This window comes from Rudaea sp. (assembly GCF_057139185.1).
On record NZ_DBNHDN010000011.1, the window covers coordinates 1 to 17,319 of the forward strand.

Below are 17,319 nucleotides of genomic sequence, written 5' to 3' on the forward strand. Positions count from 1 at the left end.
TCGAGACTCGCGTCCTCCGGCACCTGCCCGGCCAGATAGACGACACCATTGTGGATGCTGGCCTCGGACATGCGCGGGCCGGGATCAATGCGTTGGATCATGAAGTTCCTGTGACTGGTTGCGAAAAGTCTACTCTGAAGACTCATGTCGCCGCCGCCTGCGCGTGGCGGTATGTTCGGACTTGCGAAGTTCTGAACATCCACTGTTCCGAATGCACTTCCCAACCAACGCCGAAACCAAACCCGGGACAGAGTCGACTTTCAATAAAAACCTGAAATTGGATTCGACCACACGCTACGCAGCAACCTGCTCAAACGAAAAATGCTTCGCGTCCATGCGTCGGCTCGCGTGCTCCATCGTCATCGCGCAGATGCGACCGTTGGCATCAAGCTCAAGCAATGTGTTTTCGTCGAGATCGCGCGTTTGCGCAATCGCATCGGCTCGAAATTCGATGTAAAGCGTATCGGTATCTTCGAAGTATTTGACTTTCATGGCTTGAAGTCCCGGTCAAAGAACGCGTTGTGAATCGTTTCGCCATCTTCGAGAAGCACAACGCGCAGATGGCGCCCTTCCGCCTCGTCGATCCTGACCCAGCGGCGGATTCGACCGTCGGACTGAACGACTTCCTTGATCGGCCTCTGGACGGCACGCTCGATCCACTCGTCGTGGATCATCGCACGATCCGGGCGCATGCGTGTAGCGAGAAAGTAGTGCGTGAATTTCATCCTTGAACCCTCGATCACATATTCCGCCGATACTCCCCACCCACCTCATACAACGCATGGCTGATCTGCCCTAGCGAGTAGTACTTCACCGCCTCGATCAACTGCGCGAATACATTCTTGCGGTCACGCGCCGTCTGCTGCAACGCACGCAACCCTTCCGGCATGAAACCGTTGCGGTTGCCGCGATAGGCTTCGATGTTGGCGATTTGCTGCCCCTTCTCTTCTTCCGTCGAGCGGATCAGTTCGATCGTGGTGGTGATGTCGCCGCCGTGTTCCTTGGGCAGGAAGGTGTTGACGCCGATCAGCGGCAAACTGCCGTCGTGCTTCTTGTGCTCGTAATACAACGACTCTTCCTGGATCTTCCCGCGCTGGTACATGGTGTCCATCGCGCCGAGCACGCCGCCGCGTTCGCTGATCGCTTCGAACTCCTTGTAGACGGCTTCTTCGACGATGTCGGTGAGCTTGTCGATGATGAAGCTGCCCTGCCACGGGTTCTCGCAGAAATTCAAACCCAGCTCGCGGTTGATGATCAGCTGGATGGCGACGGCGCGGCGCACGGATTCTTCGGTCGGCGTGGTGATCGCTTCGTCGTAGGCGTTGGTGTGCAGGCTGTTGCAGTTGTCGAACAGCGCGTACAGCGCCTGCAGTGTGGTGCGGATATCGTTGAACTGGATTTCCTGCGCGTGCAGCGAGCGGCCGGAGGTCTGGATGTGGTATTTCATCATCTGGCTGCGCTCGTTGGCGCCGTAGCGCTCGCGCATGGCGCGCGCCCAGATGCGCCGCGCGACGCGGCCGATGACGCTGTACTCCGGGTCCATGCCGTTGGAGAAGAAGAACGACAGGTTCGGGGCGAAGTCGTCGATGCGCATGCCGCGCGCAAGGTAGTATTCGACGATGGTGAAGCCGTTCGACAGGGTGAAGGCGAGCTGCGAGATCGGGTTCGCGCCGGCCTCGGCGATGTGGTAGCCCGAGATCGACACCGAGTAGAAGTTGCGCACCTTGTGGTCGACGAAGTACTGCTGGATGTCGCCCATCATGCGCAGGGCGAATTCGGTCGAGAAGATGCAGGTGTTCTGCGCCTGGTCTTCCTTCAAGATGTCGGCCTGCACGGTGCCGCGCACCTGGCTAAGCGTTTCCGCCTTGATGCGCGCGTAGGTTTCGGCATCGACGAGCTGGTCGCCGGTGATGCCGAGCAGGCCGAGACCGAGGCCATTGTTTCCGGCCGGCAGTTCGCCGCCGTAAGTCGGCCGCGTTTTGCCTTGGTAGAGTTCCTTGATCCTGGCTTCCGCCCCGGCCCAGCGCGTGGCATCGGCCTTGAGGTATTTCTCGACCTGTTGGTCGATCGCGGTGTTCATGAACATCGCGAGGATGATCGGCGCGGGGCCGTTGATCGTCATCGACACCGAGGTGCTCGGCGCGGCCAGGTCGAAGCCGGAGTACAGCTTCTTCATGTCGTCGAGCGTGGGAATGTTGACGCCGGAGTTGCCGATCTTGCCGTAGATGTCGGGGCGCCGATGCGGGTCTTCGCCGTACAGCGTGACCGAGTCGAACGCGGTGGAGAGGCGCGTCGCCTTCTGCCCCTGCGAGAGATAGTGGAAGCGGCGGTTGGTGCGCTCGGGCGTGCCCTCGCCCGCGAACATGCGCAGCGGGTCTTCGCCGGTGCGCCGGTACGGGTAGATGCCACCGGTGTACGGGTAAGCGCCCGGCAGGTTTTCCTTCATCAGGAAGGTGACGAGTTCGCCCCAGCTCTTGTAGGTCGGCGCCGCGACCTTCGGCACTTTCTGGTGCGACATCGATTCGACGTAGTTGCTGCCGTCGACCGGCTTGCCGCGCACGAGGTAGGTGTAGTGTTCGTCGCTGATCGATTTGAGCCGCGCCGGCCATTCGCGCAGCAGGTTGATCGCGTCGCTACTGAGTTGCTTGACCGCGTCGTTGTAATGCTGGCGCAGGGCGACGAGCGTGCCGCCGTCGTCCGTGTGCGCGGGGGCGAGCAGCGTCGCGTCGTAAAAATCGAGCGCCTTCGGCAAATGTTGGTCGCCGAGTTCCTTGAGCGCGGTCCACAAGGCCTGCGCGCGGTCGGCGATCCCGGCCTGGCGCACGATCTGGCCGTTGATGCCGCGGCCGCCTTCGGCGATCTCGGCGAGGTAGCGCACGCGGCTGCCGGGAATCAGCACGGTGGCGCGCGGTTCTTTGAGCGAGGTGTCGAGTTGCGGATCGAAGTCGCAGTGTTTCGAGGCGATGCCCTGCAGTTTCTCGCGCAGCAGCCGGCACAGGTTGACGAACATCCAGGTCACGCCCGGATCGTTGAACTGGCTGGCGATGGTCGGATAGACCGGCACATCCTCGTCTTTCATCTGGAACGCAACGCGGTTGCGCTTCCACTGCTTGCGCACGTCGCGCAGCGCGTCCTCGGCGCCACGCTTGTCGTATTTGTTGAGCACGACGAGTTCGGCGAAGTCGAGCATGTCGATCTTCTCGAGCTGGCTCGCCGCGCCGTAGTCGCTGGTCATCACGTAGATCGGGAAATCGACGAGATCGACGATCTCCGAATCGGACTGGCCGATGCCGGCGGTCTCGACGATGACGAGATCGTAGCCCTGCCCCTTCAAGAACGCGATGCTGTCTTTCAACATCACGCTCGTCGCTGCGTGCTGGCGGCGCGTCGCCATCGAGCGCATGAACACGCGCCTGGAACGCAGCGAATTCATGCGGATGCGGTCGCCGAGCAGCGCGCCGCCGGAGCGGCGCCGGGTCGGATCGACCGCGAGCACGGCGATGCGCATCTGCGGAAACGCGTGCAGGAAACGCAGCACGAGCTCGTCGACCGCGCTCGACTTGCCCGCGCCACCGGTGCCGGTGATACCGATCACGGGTGTCTTGCCGCCGGCGAGCTGCCATTCCTTGCGCAAGCGCGCGAGTTCGGCCTCGTCGTGGCGGCCTTCCTCGATCGCGGTCAGCGCGTGGCCGACGGCGATCTCGTCGTCGATCGCGACCTTGGCCTGCACGCTTGCGTGCGCCTTCGCTTCGCCGCCCAGGCGCGCATCCGCGGCCTTGCGCGCGCGCGCGACCACGTCCTCGATCATCTGCACCAGGCCCAGGTGCATGCCGTCGTTCGGGTGATAGATGCGTTCGACGCCGTAAGCCTGCAGCTCGGCGATTTCCTCGGGCGTGATCGTGCCGCCGCCGCCGCCGAACACGCGGATGTGCGCGGCGTTGTGCTGCTTGAGCATGTCGACCATGTACTTGAAGTACTCGACGTGACCGCCCTGATAGCTCGACAGCGCAATCGCATCGGCGTCTTCCTGCAGCGCCGCGCGCACCACGTCCTCGACGCTGCGGTTGTGGCCCAGATGAATGACTTCCGCGCCCTGCGCCTGGATCAGGCGACGCATGATGTTGATCGCGGCGTCGTGGCCATCGAACAGGCTCGCGGCGGTGACGAAGCGCAGCGGCGCGGCCTCCGTCGACGTGGCGCGCGCGGTGGGAATGGGCTGTGCGGTCGTGCTCATGGCGGATCCGTGTCGCGACGATCCGCCTATTCTACCCGCTGCGCCCGCGCGAAACTCCCGCGGACGCACACTTGCGCCGGGGCGATCAAACGATGCCGTACGGCAGGTTGGGCGAGGACACCACGCGTTCGCCGACGGTTTCGCCGCGCGCAAAACGCAGCGCCGCATCGATCACTTCGGAATCGTCGACGATGCGGTTGTGGCCGAGCCCGCTCGTGCTCAGCATGCGCGCGCCGGGCCAGTGGCGCGCGTAGCACTCGCCCTCTGCCCACGGCACTTCGCGGTCGCCGAGATCGTGCACGATCAGCACGGGCTGGCCAAGCGCGGGCAGATGCCGGAACGCCTGCATGTCGCGCGGATGCACGCCGGTGCGCTGCTCGCACCATGCGTAGAACGGCTCGCGCAGGCCGGGGCCGAGATGCATGAAGCGGAAGAAACGCTCGGCCGCGGCGATCATGTCGGCCGGCGGCGCGATCAGCACGAGACGGTCGGCATGCCAGGTTTCATCCAGTGCCATGCACACGGCCGGGCCGCCGAACGAGTGCGCGACCGCGAGCGCCGCATCGCCGAAGTGGCGGCCTACGGCCTGCACCGTGTCGGCGAATTCGGGCAGCGTGCTCAGCTCGCCGCTGCTGTTGCCATGGCCGGGCTGGTCGAACGTCACCACAGCGTAGCCGAGCGCGCGCAGGTGCGCGACCCAAGGCTGGAAGCGCAGGCCGAAGCTCGACCAGCCGTGCGCGAGCAGCGCATACGGCTGCGTCGCCGGATCGCCCCAGACGTAGGTCGCCACCGTGCGCCCGCCGCTGCGCAGCGACAGGCGCTGCATCTGTGCATCGAGTTGCGCCGCACGCGCGCGGCTGCGGCTGCTCGCGAACGGCGTGGCGAACAAGCGTGCCGCGCGCCGCGCCGTGCGCCGTGGCGCGATCACGCCGCCGATCGCAAAGCCGGCGCGCAGCGCGCCCAAGGTCAGAATGTTACGAACGATCGTGCTATTTCTTGCCGGAGTCGAGGTTGTCATGATTGACCTGCGGGGGTTTCAGCGGGAATGGGCGGCGATCAGGCGCTCGAATGCGCGTTCCGCCTGGGTACGGGCCAGCTTCGGATCGAACAGGCGCGTGTCCTGGTGCAAGGCAAGGGAAATGCCGAACACCTCGAATGCGAACTGGCGTGCGTCGGTGTCGGCGCGCAGCTCACGCGCGTCGACCGCGAGGGCTACCGCCTTCGCGCATTCGCTGCGCCACAGTTCCATCAGCGCGACGACACGGTCGCGCTGCGGCCCGGGGCGTGCGTCGTATTCGTTGACCGCGCCCATGAGCAAGCAGCCGTAACGGTTTTCGCGCACCCAGTCGAACCAGCCGTGGACAATCGCGCGCAGCCGCGGCAGGCCGCGTTTCTCACGCAGTGCCGGCACGAACACGCGTTCACCGAAGCGTTGCGCGCCGAATTCGAGCACGGCGAGCTGCAGTTCCTCGCGCGAACCGAAGTGCGCGAACACACCGCTCTTGGACATCTTCGCCGCCGCGGCGAGTTCACCGATCGACAGGCCCTCGAGACCCTTGCGCGAGGCCAGCACGTAGGCGCGATCAAGGATCATCTCGCGCGTCGCACTGCCCTTGTCGGTGGTTGCAGCGATTGCCATGAGCAGAGAATAGCACGATCGTTCGTTCTTTTCAACAAGCAGGGGCGATGTCGCACGCGCGCTGCCGCGGCGCCTTGCCAAGCCGCAGCGGCCGCTGCGCTATCATGTGCGTTCCACGTCGACCGGATAGTAAAGCATGCGCCCGTTCCCGCTCGGAGAAGAGCTCGACCTGCTGCGCGACACCGTCGCGGCGTTCGCGGACAAGGAAATCGCACCGCGCGCCAACGCGATCGACCACGACAACGTGTTCCCGTCCGACCTCTGGCGCAAGCTCGGCGAGATGGGCCTGCTCGGCATCACCGTGCCGCACGACTATGGCGGTTCGGGCATGGGCTACCTCGCCCATCTCGTCGCGATGGAGGAAATCTCGCGCGCCTCGGGCTCGATCGGCCTGTCCTACGGCGCGCATTCGAACCTCTGCATCAACAACATCCTGCACAACGCGAGCGAGGCACAGAAGAAGAAATATCTGCCCAAGCTGTGCAGCGGCGAATTCGTCGGCGCACTGGCGATGAGCGAGCCCGGCGCCGGCTCCGACGTGGTCGGCTCGATGACCTGCCGCGCCGAGCAGAAAAACGGTCACTGGATCGCCAACGGCTCGAAGATGTGGATAACCAACGGCCCCGATGCCGACGTGCTGCTGGTCTACATGCGCACCGCGCACCGCCCGGCCGGTTCGCGCTGCATGACCGCGTTCCTCGTCGAAAAAGGCATGAAGGGTTTCAGCACTGCGCAGAAGCTCGACAAGCTCGGCATGCGCGGCTCGAACACCTGCGAGCTGGTGTTCGACAATTGCGAGATCCCCGATGAAAACCGCGTGGGCGAGGTCAACGAAGGCGTGCGTGTGCTGATGAGCGGCCTCGACACCGAGCGCCTCGTGCTCTCGGGTGGTCCGATCGGGCTGATGCAGGCCGCGCTCGACATCGCCCTGCCCTATGTGCGCGAACGCAAGCAGTTCAACGCGCCGATCGGCACGTTCGGCATCATGCAGGCGAAGATCGCGGACATGTATACGGCGCTGCAGTCCTCGCGCGCCTATGCCTACCTGGTCGCGCAGAACTACGATGCCGGGGTGAAGTCGCGCATCGATCCGGCCTCGTGCCTGATGCACTGCTCGCAGAATGCCGTGCAGGTCGCGCTCGAAGCCATCCAGGCGCTCGGCGGCAACGGCTACATCAACGAATACCCGACCGGACGCATCCTGCGCGACGCCAAGCTCTACGAGATCGGCGCGGGCACCAACGAGATCCGGCGCATGCTGATCGGGCGCGAGCTGTTCCACGGCAAGAGTTGATTCTGCGCTTCCGCCGCCATTGCAGCGGCTGGGCGGAACGTCCGATTGCCGCACCGCGACAATGAGCCGATAATCGAGCCAACCACCTCCCCTTTTTTCACAAACGAGGAAATCGCCATGTCAGACGTCGTCATCGTAGGCGCCAAGCGCACCGCCATCGGTTCCATGCTCGGCCAGTTCACCGGCGTGCCGACGCCAACGCTGGGCGCGACGGCGATCAAGGCCGCACTCGACGAATCCGGGGTGCCGGCGGCCGACGTTTCCGAAGTCATCATGGGCTGCGTGCTGCCGGCCAACCTCGGCCAGGCGCCGGCGCGCCAGGCGGCGCTCGCCGCGGGCCTGCCGAAATCGGCCGGTTGCACCACGATCAACAAGGTCTGCGGCTCGGGCATGAAGGCGATCATGCTCGCCAACGACCTGATCAAGGCCGGCTCGGCCAGCGTCGTCGTCGCCGGCGGCATGGAGTCGATGACCAACGCGCCGCACATGGTCGCCGCGCGCACCGGCCTGCGCTACGGCGACGCCAAGCTCGTTGACCACATGGCCTGGGATGGATTGACGAATCCGTACGACGGCAAGTCGATGGGCGTGTTCGCCGAGGCGACCGCGGCCAAGTACGGCTTCACGCGCGAGGCGCAGGATGCGTACACGATCGAGTCGGTCAAGCGCGCGCAGGAAGCGATCAAGTCGGGCGCGTTCAAGGACGAAATCGTGCCGGTCAAGGTCGCGACGAAGAAGGGCGAGGTCGAGTTCGCCGTCGACGAGCAGCCGGGCAAGTCCGACGTGACGAAAATCCCGACGCTCAAGGGCGCGTTCGCGAAAGACGGCACGGTGACCGCGGCGAGTTCGTCGAGCATCTCCGACGGCGCCGCCGCGACCGTGCTGATGAGTGCCGACGAAGCGAAAAAGCGCGGCGTGAAGCCGATCGCGCGCATCGTCGCGCACGCGACCAATGCGCATGAGCCGGAATGGTTCACCACCGCGCCGGTCGGCGCGATGCAGAAGGTGCTTGACAAGGCGGGCTGGAAAGTCGGCGACGTCGACCTGTTCGAAGTCAACGAGGCTTTCGCAGTCGTCGCAATGGCGCCGATGAAGGACCTCGGTGTGCCGCACGAAAAGCTCAACGTCAACGGCGGCGCCTGCGCTCTCGGCCACCCGATCGGCGCCTCGGGAGCGCGCCTCGTCGTCACCCTGCTCAACGCGCTGCGCAAGCGCGGCGGCAGGAAGGGCGTCGCCGCACTGTGCATCGGTGGCGGCGAAGCGACCGCAATTGCGGTCGAACTGGTTTAAGCTAGGGGAGACGTGCACGACTGCCGCGGCCTGCGGCAGTCGTTTGTTTCGTTGCGGTTCCAACCAACCATGTGGAGAGGGAACATGAAGATCAAAGCCATCATTGCCGTCCTGGCGCTTGCCGTTACGCTGACCGCCTGCGACGACTCGAAACAAAAGGCGGAGCAAGCTGCGGCGCAGGCCAAGGCCGCCGCCGACAAGGCCGCCGCCGACGCAAAGGCTGCCGCCGACAAGGCCGCCGCCGATGCGAAGGCTGCCGCCGACGCCGCTGCGCAAAAAGTCGGCGACGCCGCGGCCGCGACGGGCGAGGCCGTCAACAATGCCGCCAGCACGGCCAGCGCGACCGCTGGCGGCGTGGTCCAGGACGGCAAGCAACTCGCCTCCGATGCCGCAAGTGCGACCAAGGATGCTGCCGGCAAGGCTGTCGATGCGACCAAGGCCGGCGCGCATGAAGTCGCCGAAGGCGCAAAGGCCGTGGCCGGTGACGTGAAGGACGCCGCGGTCAAGGCCAAAGATGCGGTGAAGGAGAAAGTCGAAAAACACTGACTTTCGATTGCATCTACGCGACGCCGGCCGCCACAGTGCGGCCGGTCTTGTTCAAGCTGGCAGCCATCCTGCCGACACCTGATAGAACGTCATTTCCGCTTTCACCGGGATGACGGCGGAGAATTACGTGCCCGCCATCGAATCGCAGATCGACCCGCGTAGCGACGAATTCCGGAGCAACGCGACGCAGTTGCGCGGCCTCGTCGATGACCTGAAAACGCAGCTCGCGCGGGTCGCGCAGGGTGGCGGCGAGAAGGCGCGCGCCAAGCACACCGAGCGCGGCAAGCTGCTCGCGCGCGAACGCATCCGCGCGCTGCTCGATCCCGGTTCGCCGTTTCTCGAACTCTCGCCGCTCGCCGCGCATGGCATGTACGAGGGCGCAGCGCCGTGCGCGGGCGTCATCACCGGCATCGGCCGCGTGCACGGCAGCGACGTCGTTGTCGTCGCCAACGATGCGACGGTCAAGGGCGGCACGTATTTCCCGATGACGGTGAAGAAGCATCTGCGCGCGCAGGAAATCGCGCTGGAGAACCGCCTGCCCTGCGTCTACCTCGTCGACTCGGGCGGCGCGTTCCTGCCGATGCAGGACGAAGTCTTTCCGGACAAGGAGCACTTCGGCCGCATCTTCTACAACCAGGCGCGCTTGAGCGCGCTCAACATCCCGCAGATCGCCGTCGTCATGGGTTCGTGCACCGCGGGCGGCGCCTACGTGCCGGCGATGAGCGATGAAACCATCATCGTCAAGGAACAGGGCACGATCTTCCTCGGTGGCCCGCCGCTGGTGAAGGCCGCGACCGGCGAAGTCGTCGACGCCGAGTCGCTCGGCGGCGCCGACGTGCACACCTCGATTTCGGGCGTCGCCGACCACTTCGCCGAGAACGACCAGCACGCGCTCGCGATTGCGCGTGACATCGTGGCGAACCTCAACCGGACGAAGAAGCTGCCGGTCGCGATCAAGGAACCTGCCGAGCCGAAATACCCCGCTGAGGAAATCTACGGCTGCGTGCCGGCCGATACGCGCAAGCCGTTCGATATCCGCGAGATCATCGCGCGCATCGTCGACGGCTCGGAGTTCCACGAGTTCAAGGCACGCTACGGCAAGACCCTGGTCTGCGGATTTGGCCATATATACGGCTATCCTGTCGGCATCGTCGCCAACAACGGCATTTTGTTCCCCGAATCCGCGCTCAAGGGCGCGCACTTCATCGAGTTGTGCAACCAGCGCAACATCCCGCTCGTGTTCCTGCAGAACATCACCGGCTTCATGGTCGGCAAGAAGTACGAACAGGCCGGCATCGCCAAGGACGGCGCGAAGATGGTCACCGCGGTCGCCTGCTCGCACGTGCCGAAGTTCACCATCATCACCGGCGGCAGCTTCGGCGCCGGCAACTACGCCATGTGCGGCCGCGGCTACCAGCCGAGGTTCCTGTGGATGTGGCCGAACGCGCGCATCAGCGTGATGGGCGGCGAACAGGCCGCCTCCGTGCTCGCCACCGTGCGCCGCGACGGCATCGAAGCCGGCGGCAAATCATGGGCGAAAGAAGACGAAGACGCGTTCAAGGCGCCGATCCGCGAACAGTACGAGCGCCAGGGCCATCCGTACTATGCCAGCGCACGCCTCTGGGACGACGGCGTGATCGACCCCGCGGATACCCGCCGCGTGCTCGGCCTCGCGATCTCCGCAAGCCTCAACTCCCCGATCGAGAAGCAACGCTTCGGCGTGTTCCGCATGTGACGTCCGCGGCGCGCCGAAGGCGCGTTGGCTGTCACCGGCTTTGCGTGTACCGGCGACGCGTGCGACGCCCCTGACTCTTCATTCCATGCTTATACGATCGGTTGCCAAAAGCAGACCTGATTGGCGTCGATCCTCAGCTCGTCATTCCCGCGAAGGCGGGACCAGCGCGAAGCGCGCAGAACAGCCGAAGGCTGGCTCCGAAGGGGCGAGCGAAGCGAGTCATCCAGCACCTTTGCTCCCTCGCTCGCGAGCAGTCAAAGCCAAGTCACTGGATGACCAGCCCTCCGGCCGTTGAAAGCCCCGTCATGCGTGGTTCGATCTTTTCATCAGCGGATTATCGACGGATCGTGTAAGCATGCTTCATTCTTCAACGCGCCAGGGGCGCGTTGAACTCGGCAACGCGGCCATCACGGTCGAAAACGATGCGGCCGCCGCTCTCGTCGGGGTAGTACCAGACATCGCCGAACACGCCGGTGATTTTCTTGCCCGCAGGACCGAGCACGTCCTTGACCTGGCTCCAACCCATTCCCTGCTTTATCTGCGCCCATTTTTCCGGACTTCCCCACACCGGCGGCGGTGCGGGTGCGCCGGGCTGCACGGCGTGCGGCACGACGGTTACCGCCGGCGCCTGTGCCGGCCTCGCCTCGAGTCTGGCCTCGAGCTCGGCTACACGCTGCTCCAGCGCTTTCACGCGCGCTTCCAGCGTGCCGTCGGCGGCCTTTTCCGCGCGAGTGACCAGCGGAACGCACAGCAGGACGCAGGACGCAAGCAGGGCGAGACGATTCGGCATGTCGACACCGGATGTGAGGATAGGCAAATACGTTACCACGCCCGGCACGGGTTTCATGCACGGGCGCATCGGTGGTCGATCATGCCGCCCGCCGCTCGCGTCGACCAGCGTACGTTGGTGCTATGCCGCGGCCGTCAGCCGGTCAACTCGATGTCCGCCTCCTCGACGGCCGCGTCGGGCACGAACTTGCCGCCGCGGTCGAGTTCGGCGAACAGGCCGCCGAGGCGCACGAGTTCGTCGTATTTTCCCTTCTCGACCAACTGCCCATCCTTGAGCACGAGGATCACGTCGGCGTTGCGCACGGTCGACAGGCGATGGGCGATCACGAACGTGGTGCGGTCCTTGGTCAGCGCGCCGAGCGCACGCTGAATGCGCGCTTCGGTGGCGTTGTCGAGCGCGCTGGTGGCCTCGTCGAGGATGAGGACCGGCGAATCCTTGAGCATCGCGCGCGCGATCGACAGGCGCTGGCGCTCGCCACCAGACAGTGAGCGACCGCGCTCGGCGACGAGCGTTGCATAGCCATCGGGCTTGACGATGACGAAATGATGCGCCTCGGCCGCGATCGCCGCCGCTTCGATTTCCGCCTCGGTCGCATCGGGCTTGCCGATGCGCAGGTTGTCGGCAATCGAACGGTAGAACAGGCCCGGATCCTGGAACACGACGGCAATGTGCTCGCGCAGCGAATGCAGGCTGACCTCGCGGATGTCGATGCCGTCGATCGTGATGCGACCGCCGCTCGGGTCGTAGGCGCGATAGAGCAGGCTCAGCGCCGTGGTCTTGCCGGCGCCGGTGGGGCCGACGATCGCGGCGGTCGCGCCCGCGGGCACCTTGAAATTCAGATGCTTGAGCGCGGGATGCGAGACTTCATAGCCGAACGAGACATCGTGGAACTCGACTTCGCCACGCACGTTCGGCGGCAGGTCGGGCGCGCCCGGCTTTTCGTGCAGCACCTCCTGGGTGTCGAGCACGGCGAAGAAATCGCGCAGCGAGTGGGTCTGGAAGAACAGGCTGGAAATGAAGCCGGCGAACTGCTCGAGGCGGCCGATCAGCTGCATCGAAAAGCCGACGAAAGTGACGATCGCGCCGACCGTGACCTCGCCCTTGCCGTTCAACTGCGCGCCGAGCGCGAACATGGCCACGATCGTGATCGTCGACATCGCGCGGTTCGCCACCGACAGCCAGGCCCAGCCGCGCAGCACGGGATATTGCGCGGTCAGCACCTTGCGCACCATGCTTCTGATCTCGGCGACCTCGGCGGAGATGCGCGAGAAACTCTGCACGACCATGACGTTGCCGAACACGTCGCCGACGCGCTCGGAAATCTCGTGGTGCAACTCCTCGACCTCGCCCTGCGCCTTGTGCGTGCGCCGCACCGCGATCGCATTGAACACGGCGAAGCTCGTCATCAGGCCGATCATCAACAAAGCGAGCTTCCAGTTCATCTTGATCGCAAGCGGGATCATGACGAAGATCGACAGCAGCGTGGTCAGGTGATCGCGGAAGAAGTTCAGCCAGATCTGGAACAGGTTGCTCGAACCCGAATGCATGATGCGCAACAGGCGCCCGGTATGGTGCTGGCCATGAAACGACAGCGGCAGCGCGATCGAGTGCTCGAAGAACTGGGTGATGACCGCGAGGCGGCGACGATGGGCGAGGCGGTCGGCATACAGCGAGACGAGCACGCTGGCAACGACGCCGGCAAAGCCAACCCCGGCCCACCAGCCGATGTAGCGCCACGCGTCGTTGTGACCCTGCGCGGTCAGCGCATCGACGACGCGGCCGAACAGCCAGGGCTCGAGGAAGAACACGCCGGCCAGGGCAAGGTTGGCAATCGCCAATGCGATCGCCAGCCATTTTTCCGGCGCGAGCAGCGCGAGCACGCGCAGATAGATTTTCAGTATCGACATGGGTATTCGCGACTACAGGCGGGGACGCCCGCTGGCGGCTAGCTTACCGATTTGTGCCGCGGGCGGCATCCCGGCCACGCCTGCGAACCGTTATGATGTGCGTCCCCAGACTGCGAGGTTGCAAACATGCCTGCCCCGCTTCAGGTCTCCATTCAGGGCCGCGTTGCCCGGCTGACTCTGGATCGTCCTGCGCACAATGCCTTCGACGATGCGCTCATCGGCGAGCTCGGCGCGGAACTCGGCAGGCTCGCACGCGATGCCGGAGTGCGCGCTTTGGTGCTCACCGGCAACGGCCCCTCGTTCTCGGCCGGCGCGGATGCCAACTGGATGAAGCGCATGGCGGCGGCGAGCGAAGCCGACAACCAGGCCGATTCCGAACGACTCGCCGCGCTGATGCGCACGCTGAATTTCTTCCCGAAACCGACGATCGCGCGCGTCAATGGCGCCGCGATCGGCGGCGGTGTCGGTTTGGTCGCCTGCTGCGACATCGCGATCGCGGCGGATACGGCAAAGTTCGCGCTCAGCGAAGTCAAGCTCGGCCTCGTGCCGGCAGTGATCTCGCCGTACGTCATCGCCGCGATCGGCCCGCGTCAGGCGCGGCGCCTGTTCGTCAGTGCCGAAATCATCGACGCGCACGAAGCGCTGCGCATCGACCTCGTGCACCGTGTCGTGGCGGCGGACAATCTCGACGAAACGATTGCGCGCGAACTGGACCTTCTGGCCAAGGGTGCGCCGCTGGCACAGCGTGAAGCCAAGCAGCTCGCACTCGCCATGAGCGGCATGACGAAGGCGCGCGCCGCGGCGACCGATACCGAAAACGCGGCATTGATCGCGCGCCTGCGCGTCGGCGCGGAAGGCCAGGCCGGGTTGAGCGCGTTCCTCGACAAGCAACCGCCGCCCTGGATCAAGGAGCCCTGACGATGGCCGCCAACGACAAGTTCGATCACATCGGCTTCACCGTGTCCGACATCGCACGAAGCAAGGCGTTCTACGCGCGAGCGCTCGCGCCGCTCGGCATCGGCCTGGTCATGGAAGTCACGGCCGAGATGACCGGCGGCCACGCGCACGCCGGCTACGGCCACGACGGCAAGCCGTATTTCTGGATCGGCAACGGCGACGGCGCGCTGCGCGGCAAGCTGCACGTCGCCTTCGCCGCGCCGAATCGGGCCACGGTCGATGCCTTCCACGCCGCGGCCCTCGCCGCGGGCGGCATCGACAACGGGGCGCCAGGCCTGCGCCCGCACTACCACGCAAACTACTACGGCGCGTTCGTGCTCGATCCCGACGGCCACAACATCGAAGCTTGCTGCCATCTGCCGGAGTGATTTTTAACGCAGATAAGATCTGATCGAAGCGGATAAGGGCGGATTGGTTCCAATTGACTCAACGAAGCCCCGCATGATCTTGGATGGAAATGGCTGGATCGATGCGGAGTTGACCGAACGTGTCATCGGCGTGTTCTACTCTGTTTATAACGAGCTTCAACCTGGGTTCGTCGAAAGTGTCTACGAAAACGCTTTGGCCTTTGCGTTACGAGAAGATGGGCTCCACGTTGCGCAGCAAACGCCTCTGTCCGTTACGTTTCGAGGCCAAATTGTTGGCGAATTTCGAGCTGATCTCGTTGTGGAAAGACGATTGTTGATCGAATTGAAAGTAGTCTCGAAGTTGAACGAGGCGCATGAAGCACAGCTTTTGAACTACCTGAAGACTACCGGCCTTCGCATAGGCTTGTTGCTTATCTTCGGCCCCGAAGCTCAAGTAAAGCGCCGGGTATTCAACCCCAAAAACCCGCTCTTATCCGCATCTATCCGCTCTGATCTGCGTTAAAAATCATGTTCAAAAAAATCCTCATAGCAAACCGCGGCGAGATCGCCTGCCGCATCATCCGCACGGCGCGGCGCCTGGGCATCCACACCGTCGCGGTGTACTCGCAAGCCGATGCGACCGCGCAGCATGTGCGCCTTGCCGATTTCGCGTATCCGATCGGCGGGCCGCGCCCGGCGGATTCGTATCTGCGCGGCGATGCGATCATCGAAGTCGCGAAGAAATCCGGCGCACAGGCGATCCATCCGGGCTACGGTTTCCTATCCGAAAATCCGGACTTCGCCGACGCTTGCGAGAAGGCCGGCATCGTCTTCATCGGTCCGTCGGCCGCGTCGATGCGCAAGATGGGCTCGAAAGCCGGCGCCAAGGAACTGATGGCCGGCCACGGCGTGCCGGTCGTACCCGGCTACACCGGCGAGGATCAGGACGCCGCGCTGCTTGCGCGCGAAGCCCAGCGCATCGGCTTCCCGCTGATGATCAAGGCCGCGTATGGCGGCGGCGGCAAGGGCATGCGCATCGTGCGCGCTGCCGAGGAATTCGCCGCGAACCTCGAATCCTGTCAGCGCGAGGCGAAGAGCGCGTTCGGCCGCGACCGCGTGCTGCTCGAGCGCTACGTGGAGAATCCGCGCCACATCGAGTTCCAGATCTTCGGCGACAGCCACGGCAACGCGATCCACCTCAACGAGCGCGAATGCTCGGCGCAACGTCGTTACCAAAAGGTGCTCGAGGAAACGCCCTCGCCTTTCCTCACCCCCGAGTTGCGCGCGAAGATGGGCGATGCGGCGATCAAGGCCGCGCGCGCGCTCGACTACGTCAATGCCGGTACGGTCGAATTCATCGTCGGGCCGCAGGGCGATTTCTATTTCATGGAAATCAACACGCGCCTGCAGGTCGAGCATCCGGTCACCGAAATGGTGCTGCATCTCGACCTCGTCGAGCTGCAGTTTCGCGTCGCCGCAGGCGAAGCACTGCCAGGCTCGTTGCTGCGCAACAAGTCGGTGCCGCAGGACGGCCATGCGATCGAGCTGCGCCTCTACGCCGAAGATCCGTCGCAGGGATTTCTGCCCGGCTCGGGCAAGTTGCAGCGCCTGCAACTGCCCGCAGCGAACGCGCATGTACGCATCGACTCCGGCGTGATCGAAGGCGACACGGTGACGATCTTCTACGACCCGATGATCGCCAAGCTGATCGTCTGGGACCGGGACCGACCTTCCGCGCTGCAGCGCATGCGCGAAGCGCTCGCCCAATGCGCGGTGACCGGGCCGAAATCGAACATCGATTTCCTCGAACGTCTGGTGCGCCATCCCGTGGTCACCGAGGGTCGCATCGACACCGGTTATCTCGACCGTCATCTTGCCGAATTCCTGCCGGCCGACGCTGCGCCCGATCACGCCACGCTGTTCGCCGCGGCGACCGCCGTGCTGCTTGACGAGGAAGCATCCGCACCGCAGCTCGCCCAAGCGAGCGGCGACCCGTACTCGCCCTGGGCGCGCGCCGATGCCTGGCGCATCGGTCACGCCGGCAAGCGCATCGTCTGCTTCGCTCACGACGGCCAGCGCATCGAAGTCGATGCGCACGGTTCCGAAGGCAGCTACGAATTGAACATCGGCGAGACGCGCTGCCAGATCGCGAACGCGCACCTCGCCGACGACGTGCTTACAGCCGAATTCGACGGCGAGGCACGCCGATTGCGCAGCGAAGTCGATGCCGACGGCGTGCTGCTGCACGACGGCGAACGCCGCGCCCGGCTCGCCCGCGTCGCCGCGTTCGCCTACGCGAAATCGGCGCAGACGAGCGGCGACCGCATTACCGCGCCGATGCCTGGCCGCATCGTGCTGGTCAAGGCCAGGCCCGGCGACGCCGTCGCCGAAGGCCAGGAACTGATCGTCATGGAAGCGATGAAAATGGAAATCACGCTCAAGGCCCCGCGCGCGACGACGATCGAATCGGTCAATGCCACACCAGGCGAGTTCGTCGAGGCCGATGCGGTGCTCGTGCGCTTCCGCTCTTGAGCCCTCCCCTTCAAAGGCGCGGTGCAATGAAGCGGCTCTGAAGCCCTC

The 17,319-nt window shown here is 64.8% G+C and carries 15 protein-coding genes and 1 pseudogene; 8 read left to right on the forward strand and 8 right to left on the reverse strand.

What is annotated here, in order from left to right; all coding sequences use genetic code 11:
• From AC16HO_RS03875 to AC16HO_RS03900, 6 genes and pseudogenes are all read right to left on the reverse strand, one after another.
• Positions 1-101 (reverse strand): annotated as a pseudogene (locus AC16HO_RS03875) (RidA family protein); the annotation flags it as partial.
• Positions 102-294: 193 nt separating this feature from the next.
• A complete protein-coding gene (locus AC16HO_RS03880) occupies positions 295-492 on the reverse strand; it encodes a DUF2283 domain-containing protein (protein WP_395642360.1) in 198 nt (65 codons plus the stop codon).
• On the reverse strand, positions 489-725 hold the full coding sequence (locus AC16HO_RS03885) for a hypothetical protein (RefSeq protein ID WP_395642361.1): 237 nt from the start codon (positions 723-725) through the stop codon (positions 489-491). The genes AC16HO_RS03880 and AC16HO_RS03885 overlap by 4 nt, the downstream gene beginning before the upstream one ends.
• A 14-nt stretch (positions 726-739) precedes the next feature.
• Positions 740-4,234, reverse strand: coding sequence for a methylmalonyl-CoA mutase family protein (locus AC16HO_RS03890; protein WP_395642362.1), 3,495 nt, complete (start codon positions 4,232-4,234; stop codon positions 740-742).
• Positions 4,235-4,319: 85 nt separating this feature from the next.
• Positions 4,320-5,198 (reverse strand): alpha/beta fold hydrolase, encoded by an 879-nt coding sequence (locus AC16HO_RS03895; protein WP_395642363.1) that lies wholly within the window; start codon positions 5,196-5,198, stop codon positions 4,320-4,322.
• A 72-nt stretch (positions 5,199-5,270) separates the two neighbouring features.
• Positions 5,271-5,873, reverse strand: a complete 603-nt coding sequence (locus AC16HO_RS03900; RefSeq protein ID WP_395642364.1) for a TetR/AcrR family transcriptional regulator — start codon at positions 5,871-5,873, stop codon at positions 5,271-5,273.
• A gap of 136 nt (positions 5,874-6,009) precedes the next feature.
• Between AC16HO_RS03900 and AC16HO_RS03905 the strand changes: the two genes are divergently transcribed.
• The 4 genes from AC16HO_RS03905 (at position 6,010) to AC16HO_RS03920 (ending at position 10,738) form a co-directional block, all read left to right on the forward strand.
• On the forward strand, positions 6,010-7,167 hold the full coding sequence (locus AC16HO_RS03905) for an isovaleryl-CoA dehydrogenase (protein ID WP_395642365.1): 1,158 nt from the start codon (positions 6,010-6,012) through the stop codon (positions 7,165-7,167).
• 117 nt (positions 7,168-7,284) lie between these two features.
• Positions 7,285-8,457 carry a thiolase family protein gene (locus tag AC16HO_RS03910; protein WP_395642366.1) on the forward strand — a complete coding sequence of 391 codons (1,173 nt, stop codon included), beginning with the start codon at positions 7,285-7,287 and terminating at the stop codon, positions 8,455-8,457.
• An 84-nt stretch (positions 8,458-8,541) separates the two neighbouring features.
• Entirely contained in the window at positions 8,542-9,003 is a 462-nt protein-coding gene (locus AC16HO_RS03915; RefSeq protein WP_395642367.1) for a hypothetical protein, read from the forward strand.
• Positions 9,004-9,130: 127 nt separating this feature from the next.
• Positions 9,131-10,738 carry a carboxyl transferase domain-containing protein gene (locus AC16HO_RS03920; protein WP_395642368.1) on the forward strand — a complete coding sequence of 536 codons (1,608 nt, stop codon included), beginning with the start codon at positions 9,131-9,133 and terminating at the stop codon, positions 10,736-10,738.
• A 367-nt stretch (positions 10,739-11,105) separates the two neighbouring features.
• On the opposite strand, the gene AC16HO_RS03925 is transcribed toward AC16HO_RS03920, so the two are convergent.
• Positions 11,106-11,528, reverse strand: coding sequence for a hypothetical protein (locus AC16HO_RS03925; protein ID WP_395642369.1), 423 nt, complete (start codon positions 11,526-11,528; stop codon positions 11,106-11,108).
• A 134-nt stretch (positions 11,529-11,662) separates the two neighbouring features.
• Positions 11,663-13,435 (reverse strand): glucan ABC transporter ATP-binding protein/ permease, encoded by a 1,773-nt coding sequence (locus tag AC16HO_RS03930; RefSeq protein ID WP_395642370.1) that lies wholly within the window; start codon positions 13,433-13,435, stop codon positions 11,663-11,665.
• Positions 13,436-13,561: 126 nt separating this feature from the next.
• Between AC16HO_RS03930 and AC16HO_RS03935 the strand changes: the two genes are divergently transcribed.
• The 4 genes from AC16HO_RS03935 to AC16HO_RS03950 all read left to right on the forward strand — a co-directional run bounded on the left by AC16HO_RS03935 (position 13,562) and on the right by AC16HO_RS03950 (position 17,271).
• Positions 13,562-14,353: an enoyl-CoA hydratase-related protein gene (locus AC16HO_RS03935; protein ID WP_395642371.1), complete on the forward strand. Its 792-nt coding sequence runs from the start codon at positions 13,562-13,564 to the stop codon at positions 14,351-14,353.
• Between the two features lie 2 nt (positions 14,354-14,355).
• Positions 14,356-14,760 (forward strand): VOC family protein, encoded by a 405-nt coding sequence (locus tag AC16HO_RS03940; protein ID WP_395642372.1) that lies wholly within the window; start codon positions 14,356-14,358, stop codon positions 14,758-14,760.
• Positions 14,761-14,833: 73 nt separating this feature from the next.
• Positions 14,834-15,262 (forward strand): GxxExxY protein, encoded by a 429-nt coding sequence (locus tag AC16HO_RS03945; protein ID WP_395642373.1) that lies wholly within the window; start codon positions 14,834-14,836, stop codon positions 15,260-15,262.
• 5 nt (positions 15,263-15,267) lie between these two features.
• Positions 15,268-17,271 (forward strand): acetyl/propionyl/methylcrotonyl-CoA carboxylase subunit alpha, encoded by a 2,004-nt coding sequence (locus tag AC16HO_RS03950; RefSeq protein ID WP_395642374.1) that lies wholly within the window; start codon positions 15,268-15,270, stop codon positions 17,269-17,271.
• Positions 17,272-17,319: the final 48 nt, after the last annotated feature.

Coding starts and splice junctions, on each gene's coding strand:
- AC16HO_RS03930 (WP_395642370.1), bottom strand. CDS start 13,435: ATGTCGATACTGAAAATCTATCTGCGCGTGCTCGCGCTGCTCGCGCCG.
- AC16HO_RS03880 (WP_395642360.1), bottom strand. CDS start 492: ATGAAAGTCAAATACTTCGAAGATACCGATACGCTTTACATCGAATTT.
- AC16HO_RS03885 (WP_395642361.1), bottom strand. CDS start 725: ATGAAATTCACGCACTACTTTCTCGCTACACGCATGCGCCCGGATCGT.
- AC16HO_RS03890 (WP_395642362.1), bottom strand. CDS start 4,234: ATGAGCACGACCGCACAGCCCATTCCCACCGCGCGCGCCACGTCGACG.
- AC16HO_RS03950 (WP_395642374.1), top strand. CDS start 15,268: ATGTTCAAAAAAATCCTCATAGCAAACCGCGGCGAGATCGCCTGCCGC.
- AC16HO_RS03925 (WP_395642369.1), bottom strand. CDS start 11,528: ATGCCGAATCGTCTCGCCCTGCTTGCGTCCTGCGTCCTGCTGTGCGTT.
- AC16HO_RS03940 (WP_395642372.1), top strand. CDS start 14,356: ATGGCCGCCAACGACAAGTTCGATCACATCGGCTTCACCGTGTCCGAC.
- AC16HO_RS03935 (WP_395642371.1), top strand. CDS start 13,562: ATGCCTGCCCCGCTTCAGGTCTCCATTCAGGGCCGCGTTGCCCGGCTG.
- AC16HO_RS03945 (WP_395642373.1), top strand. CDS start 14,834: ATGATCTTGGATGGAAATGGCTGGATCGATGCGGAGTTGACCGAACGT.
- AC16HO_RS03915 (WP_395642367.1), top strand. CDS start 8,542: ATGAAGATCAAAGCCATCATTGCCGTCCTGGCGCTTGCCGTTACGCTG.
- AC16HO_RS03905 (WP_395642365.1), top strand. CDS start 6,010: ATGCGCCCGTTCCCGCTCGGAGAAGAGCTCGACCTGCTGCGCGACACC.
- AC16HO_RS03900 (WP_395642364.1), bottom strand. CDS start 5,873: ATGGCAATCGCTGCAACCACCGACAAGGGCAGTGCGACGCGCGAGATG.
- AC16HO_RS03910 (WP_395642366.1), top strand. CDS start 7,285: ATGTCAGACGTCGTCATCGTAGGCGCCAAGCGCACCGCCATCGGTTCC.